9 protein-coding genes, 1 tRNA gene and 2 pseudogenes are annotated in these 13,813 nt (G+C 66.7%); 7 read left to right on the forward strand and 5 right to left on the reverse strand.

The window, feature by feature from the left end; translation table 11 throughout:
- Positions 1-61: 61 nt before the first annotated feature.
- The gene (locus QA634_RS17065) at positions 62-1,027 is read left to right on the forward strand and encodes an IS481-like element ISMtsp16 family transposase (RefSeq protein WP_012333165.1); all 966 of its coding nucleotides are present in this window, start codon (positions 62-64) and stop codon (positions 1,025-1,027) included.
- On the opposite strand, the gene QA634_RS17070 is transcribed toward QA634_RS17065, so the two are convergent.
- Positions 1,024-2,496, reverse strand: coding sequence for a glycosyltransferase family 2 protein (locus QA634_RS17070; protein ID WP_168169161.1), 1,473 nt, complete (start codon positions 2,494-2,496; stop codon positions 1,024-1,026). The two genes, QA634_RS17065 and QA634_RS17070, sit on opposite strands and share 4 nt — an antisense overlap.
- Position 2,497: 1 nt before the next feature.
- Entirely contained in the window at positions 2,498-4,267 is a 1,770-nt protein-coding gene (locus QA634_RS17075) for an HlyD family efflux transporter periplasmic adaptor subunit (protein ID WP_012333167.1), read from the reverse strand.
- Between the two features lie 437 nt (positions 4,268-4,704).
- Here QA634_RS17075 and QA634_RS17080 point away from each other — a divergent pair.
- The 3 genes and pseudogenes from QA634_RS17080 (at position 4,705) to QA634_RS17090 (ending at position 7,609) form a co-directional block, all read left to right on the forward strand.
- Positions 4,705-4,779 (forward strand) — tRNA-Ile (locus QA634_RS17080).
- A gap of 125 nt (positions 4,780-4,904) precedes the next feature.
- Entirely contained in the window at positions 4,905-6,731 is a 1,827-nt protein-coding gene (glmS, locus tag QA634_RS17085; RefSeq protein ID WP_012333168.1) for a glutamine--fructose-6-phosphate transaminase (isomerizing), read from the forward strand.
- A gap of 126 nt (positions 6,732-6,857) precedes the next feature.
- Positions 6,858-7,609 (forward strand): annotated as a pseudogene (locus tag QA634_RS17090) (IS6 family transposase).
- A gap of 1,016 nt (positions 7,610-8,625) precedes the next feature.
- Here QA634_RS17090 and QA634_RS17100 read toward each other — a convergent pair.
- Together QA634_RS17100 and QA634_RS17105 are read right to left on the reverse strand one after the other, a co-directional pair.
- A complete protein-coding gene (locus tag QA634_RS17100) occupies positions 8,626-8,922 on the reverse strand; it encodes a hypothetical protein (RefSeq protein ID WP_012333169.1) in 297 nt (98 codons plus the stop codon).
- A 174-nt stretch (positions 8,923-9,096) separates the two neighbouring features.
- Positions 9,097-9,332 (reverse strand): annotated as a pseudogene (locus tag QA634_RS17105) (hypothetical protein); the annotation flags it as partial.
- Between the two features lie 152 nt (positions 9,333-9,484).
- Between QA634_RS17105 and QA634_RS17110 the strand changes: the two are divergent.
- Entirely contained in the window at positions 9,485-10,066 is a 582-nt protein-coding gene (locus tag QA634_RS17110; RefSeq protein ID WP_043701307.1) for a helix-turn-helix transcriptional regulator, read from the forward strand.
- Here the strand turns inward: QA634_RS17110 and QA634_RS17115 are convergent.
- Positions 10,053-10,280, reverse strand: coding sequence for a hypothetical protein (locus QA634_RS17115; RefSeq protein ID WP_012333170.1), 228 nt, complete (start codon positions 10,278-10,280; stop codon positions 10,053-10,055). The genes QA634_RS17110 and QA634_RS17115 overlap by 14 nt on opposite strands.
- 481 nt (positions 10,281-10,761) lie before the next feature.
- Here QA634_RS17115 and QA634_RS17120 point away from each other — a divergent pair, with 481 nt between their 5' ends.
- Together QA634_RS17120 and QA634_RS17125 are read left to right on the forward strand one after the other, a co-directional pair.
- On the forward strand, positions 10,762-12,501 hold the full coding sequence (locus QA634_RS17120) for a type I secretion system permease/ATPase (RefSeq protein ID WP_012333171.1): 1,740 nt from the start codon (positions 10,762-10,764) through the stop codon (positions 12,499-12,501).
- Positions 12,501-13,808: an HlyD family type I secretion periplasmic adaptor subunit gene (locus tag QA634_RS17125; RefSeq protein ID WP_012333172.1), complete on the forward strand. Its 1,308-nt coding sequence runs from the start codon at positions 12,501-12,503 to the stop codon at positions 13,806-13,808. The genes QA634_RS17120 and QA634_RS17125 overlap by 1 nt, the downstream gene beginning before the upstream one ends.
- Positions 13,809-13,813 lie beyond the last annotated feature (5 nt).

Raw genomic sequence — 13,813 nt, forward strand, 5'->3', positions numbered from 1 at the left:
GTGCAGTCCCGGAGTGTGATGGTGCATCATCGGCGCTGACGCGTTTGGTGGAGGATGCACTATGGCAGGAGTTCTTCACGGCAGCGCCCGAACGACGCCGCGTGTTCGAGCCGAGCTCCAAGCGTCGAAAGAAAGTAGCCGCGCCCTTGCCGCCCAGTACGGCTTGAACCCGAAGACGGTCGCCAAATGGCGCAGGCGGGCGGTGACGACCGATGCGCCGATGGGGCCGAAGAAGCCCAGGAGCACGGTCATGACGCCGGCCGAGGAGGCGATCGTGGTCGAGTTCCGGCGGCGGACGCTGCTGCCGCTCGATGATGTCCTGGGCTGCCTGCGCGAGACTATCCCCAGCCTGAGCCGCTCTGCCCTGCATCGATGCCTGCAACGGCATGGCATCTCCCGCCTCCCGGCAGCCGAGACGGCGCTGACACGCAAACGCTTCAAGACCTACGACATCGGCTACGTGCATATCGACAGCTGCGAGCTGCGCCATGCCGACGGCAAGCTGATCATGTTCCTGGCCATCGACCGCGTCTCGAAGTTCACCTACGTCGAGTTCCACGACAGCGCGGGTAAGATGGAAGGATCAGCCTTCCTGAGGAAGGCCGTGGCAGTCTTTCCCTACAAGATACACACGGTCCTGACCGACAATGGCATGGCTTTCGCCGACCTGCCGAAGAACAGGACTGGGCCGAGTCGGCGCTTTCTCGGTCCACATATCTTCGATCGCGTCTGTCTCGAGCACGGCATCGAGCATCGATTGACCAAGCCCTACCATCCTTGGACGAACGGTCAAGCCGAGCGCATGAACCGGACCATCAAGGATGCGACCGTCAGAGTCTTCCACTATGAAGATCTGGAGAGCTTGAAGGCACACGTCCTGGCCTTCGTCACAGCCTACAACTTCGCCAAGCATCTCAAGTCGTTGCGCTGGAAGACCCCGTTCCAGAGCATCTGTCATGCCTGGACCAAAGACCCAGACCGCTTCAAAATCGACCCGCACCACCTCATACCGGGACCATACACCTAGGCGTTCCAGCGCATGCCGGTGCCGCGCACCTCATCGACAGCGGCAATGACCCAGGCGCTGTTGATCAAGATGCTCTGGTAGAGATCGAGGACGGGTACGAGCGGCAGCAGGGCGATATCGTCATCCTGTTCGAGGATGTAGACCATCGCTGTCATGACGTTCATCAGCAAGACCGAGCCGATCCAGGCCAATATGAAGTTCATTGACTGGCCCGAGGCCATCGAGACGGCGATGGAGATCCAGAAGAAGAAATTCAGGATCGGCACGAGGAAGATATCCGCTGGGTAGAGCACCGTCATGACGGTGTTGAGGAGTGATGATTTATTACCGCGGTTGGTGAGCTTGCTCAGCGTGCGCACGTAAACAATGTATACCTGCCATGTGCCACGGATCCAGCGGTAGCGCTGGCTCATCAGAGTCGCCACATCGTCTGGGCACTTGGTGTAGGCGTAAGCGCGCGGCTCGTAGACGATGCGCCCGCCCAGCGCCAGCGCCGACAGGGAGAGTTGGAAATCCTCCGCGAAGGTTTCGCCGGAAAGCGGCCCATTGACCGCGCCCGGGCCCGAATGGGTCACCGCCGCGGCGGCGGAGAGCTTGCGCGGAATTTTGGTGATCTCCTCCAGAATAGCGCGCTTGTAGAGCCCGATCGGGCCTGGCACGACCGTCACAACGCCCATCAGGCTGAGCGCCATGCGCATGCCGCCGTTGCCGAGAAGGTACTCGGCGGCCTGGAGCTTCGTCAGGAAGTTGTTGCGGTTGCGGATGGTGACCTGCCCGGCGCAGCCGACGACGCCCTTCTCGGACATCCGGGGCACCATGACGCGCAGCGCGTCCTTGGCGAGGCCGGAATCCGCGTCGACGCAGAGCAGCAGGTCGCCCTTGGCCTTCTTGTAGGCGAAGTTCAGGCTCGACCACTTGCCGCCGTTGGGCTTCGTGTAGACCCGCAGCGTGCAGTTGCCGTACTGACCCGCAAGCGGGAACGCCTTGATGAAGGTGTCATCCGTCGAGCCGTCATCCACGAAGATGATCTCGTAATTCGGGTAGTCGAGAGTCATCAACGAGGTGGGCGCGCCGATCACGGTCTCGGACTCGTTGAAGGCCGGGACCAGAATTGACACGAAGGGGGCCGGGTTCGGCAGTTCGGCGGGCGGCTTCCGGCGGACCCGGTCGTGCTCGTAGAAGGCCATGGCCTGGATCACCAGCCAGCGCGCGATGATGCTCGCCCCGATGACGATCAGGAAGATGCCCCAGGCCGTCGTGAACGGCCCCTTCGAGGTCAGCCCCGAGGCCGGGTCGAACAGGGTCTGCTGGATCGTCCAGGGCAGCGTCACGCCGAGGACAAGCCCGTAGGCGAGGGTGATGATCGCCAGAAAGTTGACGATCCAGCGCGGGTAGGAGCGGACTTTCGCGCGAAATTCGCCCGTGGGTACGATTTCTCCCGCGGGCACAGGTGCGGTCATTGCGGTCATGTCAGGCGTACTGAATGGTGAGGGGAGCATTACGCACCTTGTTGATCAGTCCCATCAAAGCCGGGTCGTCTCGGTGGCGGCTGAGCGCGCGCTCGAACTCCTCGTCGAAGACGATCTCCTCGCGCAGGGCATCGACCACAGGCTCGCCCATGCGCTCGACCAGATGGACCACGCCGCGGGCGAGGTCGGGGTCCTCGTCGAGGGTGCCGTCGCGAAGCTGCTTGTGTAGGTCTCGGGCCATCTCGCGCAGTTGGGTTTCGTGGGCGGGGGCGTGGTGAGCCACCGCAGGCACATCGGCCGGGGCGCGACGCAGGCCACACGTGACCGCGCCGATGCAGCCGAGCGTCATCAGCGCGAGGCTGCACTGAAAGGCAAAGCTCGCCGTCAGGTCGGGCCGCCACAGTAGCTTGACCTGCACGGGATTTCCGGCGCTGGCTAGCAGGGTGATGGCTTCGAGCGGCAGCTTCGCGTCGAAGTGTGCGATGACCCTGTTTTTCTCGTAAGGAGCTTCCTCGTAGGAGCGGTAGGAGCCTTCAAAGAACCGGTTCAAGATTGGCTGCTCCAGGGCCAACTGGACCTTCTTCTCCCGCTTCAGCGCATCAAGGTCCCCGGTTGGCACCCAGACGCGGGCGACGAAGCCGCTGCCCTTCGAGACCGCCAGGACCGGCGTGCTCTCGGGCGCGAAGCCAGGCGCGGGATGACGGTAGACTATCTCGCCGGAGAACGGCGCCTTGACCTGGGTTGCCGAGAGCAGGGCGACCCGCTCGGCCTTCAGACCTTCGAGTTCGTGCACAGCCGCTTCGCGCTCGCGCGCCGTGGCGTCGGCGGCGCGGGCGCGGTCCTCCGTCACGGCCTTCTCGATCTTGGCCAGTTCCCAGTTCAGGCCATCCATGGTCTGCTGGGTCAGGCTCATGTCGCCGTCGAGCTTGCTAATCTGTATCGCTAGCGACTTCAGCGTGCGGCCGTAGCTCTGGTCGAGTGCGGACCGGTATTTCTCCAGCGAGGCGAGGTTCGCCTGCGCGCGGTTGCGCGAGAGCGTGTAGTTCAGCAAGGTCGCAGTGCGATCCTCCACCGCCACGAGCGTGCCCGTGCCGGTGCGGTGCAAGTTCTCGGCGCGACTGGCTGCGCTCGTCGCGATCTCGATCTGCGAGGCCGCGGTGGCGAGCGCCTGCTTCTCGGCCGCCCCCTGAAGGTCGGACTGGCTGATCTTCTCGGCATACTGCGTCTGAGCGTCGAGCTGCGCCCGCTCGGCCTCGCGGCGCGACTTCTGGATGTCGAGCAGCATCTGCTTGGCCTGATCGATCTGCTGGCGAAGCTGCGCTTGGCGTTGCAGCAGCATGGAATCGACCGGCAGCGCACGCAGATTGAAGTAGGCGATCTTCGCTTCCGACTGCTTGATGTGGCTGTCGATCACCGCCAACTGTCCATCGATTGCAGGCGGCAGGAACTCGATCAGTCGCTCGCCCTGCTCGATCCGACCCTCCGGCGCCAGCTTATCGGTAGTGACGTTGCGCTTGGCATGAACGACAAAGAGATCCTGGCCACCGACAATGCCGGTGCGGCTAGAAAACTCATTGTACGCCCAATTCCCAGCGGCGCCGAAGATACCCAACACCAATGCCAAGAAACTCAGGCGCGCGGAGCGATTTGGCTTTGCGCGATTACGACGAAACCATACGGCGAGGCTGAACGAAGCGCAGAACACGCCGAATCCGATGAGCCCGCTGATCACTGCAATTCGCAGTACATCGCTAGCTTCGATACCGGTCATTTGCTTGCCTTTCTGTGATATACAGAAGATACTCGCACCAGATGTTCTATCTGTATGGGTTCCAATGACAGTATGGGTCGTTGATATCAAGAATTGGCCGAGACCATGGTCTGCATACACAAATCTGCCACAGCGTGAGCGACCGGCACTCGCGTTGGAAGTTCAGCCTGGACGGCCGACGCGGTGATGGTGCCGAGCAGTCGCGTCCCATCGTGGTATCCTTCTCTGCGCCAACCGTTCATCAATTCCTAACCCTGGATAGGTGGCGTTTTCCTCAAATCAAAGTCAGTTTTGCGGGTAATATTAACAGCTGATACAAGCCCTCGCTGAGCGGGACTCAGACTGGGTAGCGGCGGGCGACGGCTCGTGCTTCTGTCCTCTGGCTTTTCGCCAGAGGAGACGAAGCCTAACCGGCTATCTGTCCGTCCCGCTCTCTCGTGCCCGTGGCTCAACGGTTAGAGCCGGCCGCTCATAACGGTCTCGTTGCAGGGTCACGTCTTGCCGGGCCACCATCCACGAGAGCGCGGCAGTGGAGCACAATTGTGAGGCGGGCGGTCCAGTCCTTGCGCCGGCCGGGATACGGATTGCGGGCGGGCGTGCCGGAACGGGACGCTCCGGTCAGATTGGGGCGGACAGCATGTGCGGCATCGTGGGAATCGTCGGGCGGAGTGCCGTAGCGGGACAGGTGGTCGACGCCCTGCGGCGTCTCGAATATCGCGGCTACGACTCGGCCGGCATCGCCACCCTGGAGCACGGTTGCCTGGAGCGCCGCCGCGCCGAGGGCAAGCTGTCGAACCTCCAGCTCAAGCTGGTCCAGAGCCCGCTCTCGGGCGCCATCGGCATCGGCCACACTCGCTGGGCCACCCACGGCCGGCCGAACGAGACCAACGCCCACCCGCACGCCACGCCCCGCCTCGCCGTCGTCCACAACGGCATCATCGAGAATTTCCGCGAACTGAAGGCCGCGCTCCAGGCCCAGGGCTGCGTCTTCGAGACCGAGACCGACACCGAGGTCGTCGCCCAGCTCGTCAGCCGCGGCGTGGACCAGGGCTTGAGCCCCCGCGAGGCGGTCGCTGCGGCCCTGCCGCGCCTGCGCGGCGCCTTCGCGCTCGCCTTCCTGTTCGCGGGCGAGGAGGACTTCCTGATCGGCGCCCGCCACGGCGCGCCGCTCGCCATCGGCTTCGGGGAAGGCGAGACCTACCTCGGCTCGGACGCGCTGGCGCTCGCCCCCTTCACCGACGAGATCACGTATCTCGACGAGGGCGACTGGGCCATCCTGACCCGGGAGGGCGCCGAGATCCGCGACCAGACCGGCGCGATCGTCGCGCGACCCCGCCAGCGGATCGCCACCCAGTCCTTCCTGGTCGACAAGGGCAATCACCGCCACTTCATGGCCAAGGAGATCCACGAGCAGCCGGAGGTGGTGGGGCGCACGCTCGCCCACTACGTCGATCTGGCGAACGGGCGCGTCGCCCTCCCCGAGGCGCTGCCCTTCGACTTCGCCTCGCTCACCCGCCTGTCGATCACCGCCTGCGGCACCGCCTACTATGCCGGGCTGGTGGCCAAGTACTGGTTCGAGAGCTTGGCGCGGCTGCCGGTCGAGATCGACGTCGCCTCCGAGACCCGCTACCGCGAGCCGCCGCTGGAGACGGGCGGGCTGACCCTCGTCATCTCGCAGTCCGGCGAGACCGCCGACACGCTGGCCTCGCTGCGCTACGCCAAGGCCCAGGGCCAGCACACGCTGGCAGTGGTGAACGTCCCGACCTCGACCATCGCGCGCGAGGCCTCGGCGGTCGCTCCGACGCTGGCCGGACCGGAGATCGGGGTGGCCTCGACCAAGGCCTTCTCCTGCCAGCTCACCGTGCTCCTGTGCCTCGCCATCGCGGCGGGGCGCGCGCGCGGGACGCTGGACGCAGCCCAGGAGCGCCGGCTCGTCGACGCGCTGATCACGGTGCCGGGCCTGATGGCCGAAGCGGTCAAGCAGGAGGGCGCGATCGAGGGGCTGGCGCGCGAGATCGCCAAGGCGCGCGACGTGCTCTACCTCGGGCGGGGCACCGCCTACCCGATGGCGCTGGAGGGGGCGCTCAAGCTCAAGGAGATCTCCTACATTCACGCGGAGGGCTACGCGGCGGGCGAACTGAAGCACGGCCCGATTGCGCTGATCGACGACGCGGTGCCGGTGATCGTGATCGCGCCGCACGACCCGATCTTCGAGAAGACGGTGTCGAACATGCAGGAGGTGGCGGCGCGCGGGGGCCGGATCGTGCTGATCGGCGACGCGCGCGGCGCGGAGGCCGCGGGGCTCGACACGCTGGCGACGCTGATGATGCCGGATCTCGACCCGGTGGTGGCGCCGATCGTCTACGCGGTGCCGCTGCAGCTGCTGGCCTATCACGCCGCCGTCGTGCTGGGGAAGGACGTCGACCAGCCCCGCAACCTCGCCAAGTCCGTCACCGTGGAGTGACCCGTCACGGTCGAATGGCCCTGGACGCGGCAGTTCCGGCGGGCTTGTCGCAAACGCGGATGGGCCGCCGTTCACCGGTCGTTAGCCATAGCTGCCCAGCTTGCCGCCTCCCTCCGGAGCCGGCCCATGATCCTCAGGGCCCTCGCCCTCACGCTGAAGCGCCAGGCCCGTGGCGACTTCCGGGGCCGGCACTTCGAAGCCGCCCTCATCGTCCAGGCCGTCTCCTGGTACCGCGCTACGCGCTGAGCTACCGCGATATCGAGGAGATGTTCCTGGAGCGGGGCATGGAGGTGGATCACTCCACCATCAACCGCTGGGTGCTGGCCTGCGCGCCCGCCATCGAGCGCCGCCTGCGCCGGTTCCGCCAACCGCACTGCGGCTCCGTGCGCGTCGACGAGACCTACGTCCGGGTGCGCGGCCAGTGGCGCTACCTATACCGCGCCGTCGGCAAGCACGGGCAGGCGGTCGACTTCCTGCTGACCGCCAACCGCGACCTGGAGGCCGCCAAGCGGTTCTTCCGTAAGATGCTCTCGGCCGAGCCGCTGCTCGCTCCTGACCGGATCGGTACGGATGGTGCTGGCCCGTACCCGCCGGCGATCACCGAGAGCCGCAAGGAGGGTCTGCTGCCGCGCACACCCATTCATCACGTCAGCAAGCACCTGCAGCAAGGGATCGAGAGTGACCACTTCCGGGTGAAGCGGCCGATGCCGCGGGTGGGCGGGTTCCGGTCGTTCGCGACGGCGCGGCGCTCGATCCAGGGGCTCGAGGCCATGCTGTGGCTGCGCAAGGGCTTCGGGTTCTCAGGGGCGTGGACGGTGCGGGAGCAGAACCAGCTGCTCGCGTCCTGCTTCGGCCTCGCCGTCACGAACAAAGCGTGAAAGCGGGTACGGAGAGCCCGCTCTGCGGCCTGCTCCCGAGTTTGCGACACGCCCTCGCGGCTTGGTTCACCCTCGGCGAGATCGCGGTCCTGGCCGTGGTGGCGGCCGAGGCCCGCCGTCGCGGGGATGCCGCCTGGCCGTGGGCCACATCGCGGCCCTCGCGGGCGTGTGCGAGACCCTGGTGAGGAACGCCCTGCTGCGCGAGGCCGCCCATCTCGGCCTGGTGACGGTCGAGGAGCGGGCGATCACCGGCTGGCGGAATGACACGAACGTGGTGCGCCTCGTCTCGGAGGAGTGGCGCTCCTGGCTGCGCCTCGCGAGGGGCCGGCAGGCGCCCGCCCCAACGCTCCGGTGGCCCCTCAACCAGGAAGCCCGTAGGCCTGCCACCTCATCCGCACGGAGAGGGTACAGATCTGTGCAGGGCACGCCTACTGATCGGGATAGATCTGTGAATCCAGAGCAACGGAACCCGGGTCGGGCTGCCGGAAGGCAGGGTCGCAGGGCCACCGTCGCCACCTAGAGCATTTTCCGACGAAGTGGATGCCGGTTCGTCGCAGAAAATCCGGCAAGATCAAAGATCGAGAGCGGCACCCGGTTGCAACGTGATCGGGTGCTGCTCTAGAGGTGCGGCAGCGCCACCGCGGAAGCGGGGCGCGGCAAGGCCGAAAGCTCATGCGTGGGCGTCGTGTGACGTGCTGCCCGTGTTCGCTCAGCCGAACGATGAACAGAACGGTCGAACCATAGGACCAGGAAGGCGGTCCCCGCGGGTACTTCGGCACCCGCGACGGGTTTCGGCGTCCGCGGGCGGGCTCCGCGAGCGGCGGAATCAATTTCGCCAGGGGCTCCGCCTAACCGCCTTGAACCGCTCCCGGTCCTCAAGACGTTCCACTCCTCCGTGAGCGCCTGGTCGCAGGAGGAGTCGAAGGGTAGCCCGCCACGGCGGAGCCGTGGCGGACTGAGAGTTTGCACCGAACCGGGATCGGCAGCCTGCAACGAAATCGGCTGCAAACACGGGCTCAGAAGTGGAAGCCGAACAAGTCAGTATTCACCGTGAAAGATGGAATGTCGACCGACTGGTGGTGAAACGTAGCATCTGTGAAATCGACAGAAAGATCACCCGTGATGGCGTTGTAGGTGTAGCTGCCATCCGCATGTGCGGGTCCGAGCTTTGCGTCAAAGCTGCCCGCGTATCCGGTAGCCGTGTCGTTGAAATCTCCGGTCGCGTGCAAGGGACCAGCCTTGAACACGAATGTGTCGCCTGAGCCGTATGACAGCTTGACTGGGCCATCCTTGAAGACGACGTCCTTGGCCATAGTGTCCTCCCAGTATGGATTCCTGGCTTCTGGTTTGCCAGAGTTGTGAGCTAATCACCGCCACTGCGGGATTACATCATGCATTTGACGTATGAGGTGTTTGGCAGGTGATTACTGAGACTGCTTGCAGACCAGGTAATCACCGAGCAGGTACGGCGCTGCGCATGGGCCGGTTCACCTTGTCTGTGATGAGGGAGAGCGGCGCGGGAAGCGATCGGGCGCCGATGGTCTTGATGAGGCTGGCGAAGGTGTCGGCCCCGTGAGCCGGGAGTGCCGACGACCGTGCGCACGTCCGCCTCGCCCGCGGCCGCCCACATCGCCTGGTAGCCGTTCGTCACCGTCCGCCGCACCATCGTCGGGCGCAGGGCTCGCTCGCAGCCGTTGTTGGCGACCTCCACGCGGCCGCGATGTTCAGCATCGCCAGCTGTGAAGCTAATTGTCAAGCATAAGAGGAGTCTGACATCAACGGAGATCCAAATCCGCATACCCTGTTTGAGGTATGAGGGAGGATCGCGCGCCTGTTACCAGTGAAGTTTTACTCAAACACTGAAAGGCGTTCACCGTGCCACTCGGCCAACCTTTGCTGGAGGCGCTGGACTGCATGGGATATGGCGGTCTCCTTCTGGGCAAGACTGGGCAGGTATTGCGGATCAACCGGACGGCCGAGCACCTGCTCGCGGGACAAGCCGACCCCGAGCAGGGCGAGGATCGGTTGGCTCTGTGTCGCGCTGCCCTCGACAAAGTTCTGCGCGCCCAGACCGAGGCGGCTCTGAACTCGCGCCAGGCGGACTGGATCGCCGTCCCGCAGGACGGGAGCGATGCTGGCCGTCCCTTGATCGTGCGCACCGTCTTCATCAACCAGCCCGCCCCGGGCGGGCCGCACAAGGTCGTCATTCTCGTCAACCTGGATGCGAACCCCCATCCCTCGCCCGAGGTGCTGAAGAGGATCTTCAGCCTGACCTCCTCCGAGGCTCGCTTGGCCATCGAGATCGCGGCCGGCAGGAGCCCGGAGGAGATCGCGGACGCCGCCCACGTGGCGGTCGGGACGGTCCGCAAGCAACTCGCGACCGTGTTCGCGAAGACGAACACGCATCGGCAGGCGGAACTCGTGGCCCTGCTGACCCGCCTGGCTATTCTGCCGTGAGGCCGTCCGAGCCGGGGGGCCGCAGAGGAGGACGGGGCAGCGCCATCCAGTACATGGGGGTCTGGAGCAGATCGCCGCTGGGCTGCTGCCACGGCTGCGTCTCGCCGTAGCAGACCCCGACCTGCATCAGATCCCAGGCCGTGTGGAACACCAGCAAGGGCCGGCCATCCCGCGGGGCCGTGCTGATGGGCTGCCACTCGCAGCAAGACGACATCGCTTGCTCCAGTTCGAGTGCGCGGTCCTCACCCTGAGGACTTCGACGGAGTTTCCAGCCTCCGCTGCGCTTGGCAACCCCCAAATGATATACGCGCCGCATTTCGTCGGAGCTTGAGGGCCACGGTGAGATGACAGCGTCCAGAGAGCAGCCTGGGCCGCAAAGCGGGACCGGTCCGTCCGGAGGCTGGCTTAGGCAAGATCACCTAAGTCGCGCGAATTCTCGGCCGCATACATCATATGGGGAATGAATCGGCTTTCGCCTGTGTGCTACGCCCGATCTGCTGATTATTCCTGCTCCACAACCTGGAGCAGGCGGACAGCAGCAAGAAGTGGCCAGTCACCAGCTCGGTGACGGAGAATGCCGCTCGGGGCATCAACGCGACCGCTTGAGCGGAAATACACAGGGAACGACATCCTCTCGAGGCTCTGCTTTGAGAGCACGGATCCCTGCGGCCTGAAGAAGTCGAGGGAGGACCAGCGTGCGTTCGCCAGCTCCTCAACCCAAGTCGGACACCAGCCTCATCGCGGCCGTCGGTTCCGGACGCGCGGCGCTGATCGCCCTGGCCCTGTTCAGTGCCCTGGTGAACATCCTCTACCTGACCGGCTCCTTCTACATGCTGCAGGTCTACGACCGGGTCATCCCGAGCCGCAGCGTCCCCACCCTGATCGCCCTCTCGGTGCTCGCGGCCAGCCTCTACGCCGGGCAGGCCGCCCTCGACTTCTTCCGCAGCCGCGTCCTCTCCCGCCTCGCCCGCTCCCTCGACGAGCGCCTCGGCCCGCGCGTCTTCGCTCTGGTCGCGCGCCTGCCGCTCTCGCCCGGAGGCGGCAGCCTCGGCCTGCAGCCCGTGCGCGACCTCGACCAGGTCCGCGGCTTCCTAGCCGGAGGCGGGCCGATCGGCTTCTTCGATCTGCCCTGGACGCCGTTCTACCTCGCCATCTGCTTCCTGTTCCACCCGCTGATCGGCGTGGCGGCGACGATTGGCGCCCTCGTCCTGGTGCTGTTCACCGCCTGCACCGAGGCCCTCACGCGCAGGCCCGTCAAGGAGGCCGCCCAGCACGGCTCCGCCCGCATCAGCCTCGCGGAGACCTGCCGCCGCAACGCCGAGGTCATCGCCGCCATGGGCATGAGCCCGCGCCTGGGCGCGCGCTGGGACGAGGTCAACGGAAAGCACCTCGACAGCCACGAGCGCGCCGGCGACGTGGCGGGCGGGCTCGGAGGCGTGTCCAAGGTCGCCCGCATGATGCTGCAGTCCGGCGTGCTCGGGCTGGGCGCCTACCTGGTCATCCACGGCGAGGCGAGTTCGGGCATCATCATCGCCGGCTCGATCCTCTCGGCCCGGGCGCTCGCGCCGCTGGAGCAGGTGATCGCGCACTGGAAGAGCTTCGCGGGTGCCCGCCAGAGCTGGGGACGGTTGCGCGCGCTGCTGGCCGCCCATCCCGAGCCGACCGCCCGGCTCGCCCTGCGGCGGCCAGCGGCCAGCCTCTCGGTCGAGGGCGTCGGGCTGGTCCCGCCCGGGGCTCAGGCGCTCGTCGTCGCCGGTGTCTCGTTCGAGCTCAAGGCCGGCAGCGGGCTCGGCATCATCGGCCCGAGCGCGTCGGGCAAGTCGTCGCTGGCCCGCGGCTTGGTCGGCGTCTGGCCGCCGGTGCGCGGCAGCGTGCGGCTGGACGGGGCCACCCTCGACCAGTGGGCGCCCGAGGTGCTGGGCCGCCACATCGGCTACCTGCCGCAGGATGTCGAGCTGTTCGACGGCAGCATCGGCCAGAACATCGCCCGTTACGAGCCCGATCCCGATCCGGAGGCGATCATCCGGGCGGCCGAGCAGGCCGGGGTGCACGAGCTGATCGTGCGGTTGCCGCAGGGCTACGAGACCCGCATCGGCGAGGGCGGCATGGCGCTCTCGGGCGGGCAGCGCCAGCGCCTCGGCCTGGCCCGCGCGCTCTACGGCGAGCCGTTCCTGGTGGTGCTCGACGAGCCGAACTCCAACCTCGACGGCGAGGGCGAGCAGGCGCTCACCCGGGCGATCGCCGGGGTGCGCGAGCGCGGCGGCATCGTGGTCGTCATCGCGCACCGGCCCAGCGCCCTCGCGGCGGTGGACCAGGTGCTGGTCATGGCCCAGGGCCAGGCCCAGGCCTTCGGGCCCAAGGAGCAGATCATGCGCCCCGCCAAGCCCGCCGGCGCACCGGTGTTCATCCCAGCCGCCGCAGCAGGAGCCGTCTGATGCTGCCCGCCCATCCCCGCACCCGCCGCTCCCTTCGCCGGGCTATGGTCGGCGGCAGCGCGGTCACCGCCCTGCTCGCCCTCGGCCTCGGTGGCTGGGCGACCACTACCGAGCTCGCCGGCGCGGTGATCGCGCCCGGGGCGCTGGTGGTCGAGACCAACGTCAAGAAGGTGCAGCACCCGACCGGCGGCGTGGTCGGCGAGCTGCGGGTGCGCGATGGCGCCGAGGTGCGCGCGGGCGAGGTGCTGGTGCGCCTGGACGAGACGGTCACGCGCGCCAACCTGGCCGTGGTCACCAAGAGCCAGGACGAGCTCACGGCGCGGCAGGCCCGGCTCAAGGCCGAGCAGGACGGCCGCGATCAGGTCCACTTTTCGGCCGAGCTGCTCCAGCGCGGGGCCGAACCGGCGATCGCCGACCTCCTGGGCGAGGAGGAGCGCCTGTTCGCGATCCGGCGCACGGCGCGCGAGGGCCAGAAGGCGCAGCTGCGGGAGCGCATCGGCCAGCTCCGGGAGCAGATCCAGGGCATGACCGACCAGGTCACGGCCAAGCAGCGCGAGATCAGCCTGATCGGCGAGGAGCTGAGGGGCGTGCGCGAGCTCTTCGCCAAGAACCTGATCCAGATTACCCGGGTGACGGCGCTGGAGCGGGACGCGGCGCGGCTGGAGGGCGAGCGCGGGGCGCTGGTGTCCTCGATCGCGCAGACCAAGGGCAAGGTCACTGAGACCGAGCTGCAGGTCCTGCAGGTGGACCAGGACCTGCGCACGGAGGTGGGCAAGGAGCTGGCCGAGATTCGCGGCAAGCTGGCCGAGCTGGTCGAGAAGCGGGTCGCGGCCGAGGACCAGTTGAGACGGGTGGAGATCCGGGCCCCGCAGGACGGGGTGGTGCACCAGCTCGCGGTGCACACGGTGGGCGGGGTGGTCAGCCCGAGCGAGCCGCTGATGCTGATCGTGCCACGCTCCGACGCGCTGACGGTCGAGGCGAAGATCCAGCCGCAGGACATCGACCAAGTCCGGCTTGGTCACCGGGCGGTGCTGCGCTTCTCGGCCTTCAACCAGCGCACCACCCCGGAGCTGTCGGGTGAGGTGAGCGTGGTCTCGGCGGATATCAGCCAGGACCAGAAGACGGGAGCGAGCTTCTACACGGTGCGGATCCGGCCGGCCGCCGGCGAGCTGGATCGGCTGCAGGGTCTGAAGCTGGTGGCTGGCATGCCGGTGGAGAGCTTCATCCAAACCGGTGAGAGGGCGGTCATGTCCTACCTCACCAAACCGCTTCAGGATCACCTCGCGAGGGCGTGGCGGGAAAAGTGAAGCAG

It is taken from the genome of Methylobacterium sp. CB376 (assembly GCF_029714205.1).
In the GTDB taxonomy this organism is placed as follows: domain Bacteria; phylum Pseudomonadota; class Alphaproteobacteria; order Rhizobiales; family Beijerinckiaceae; genus Methylobacterium.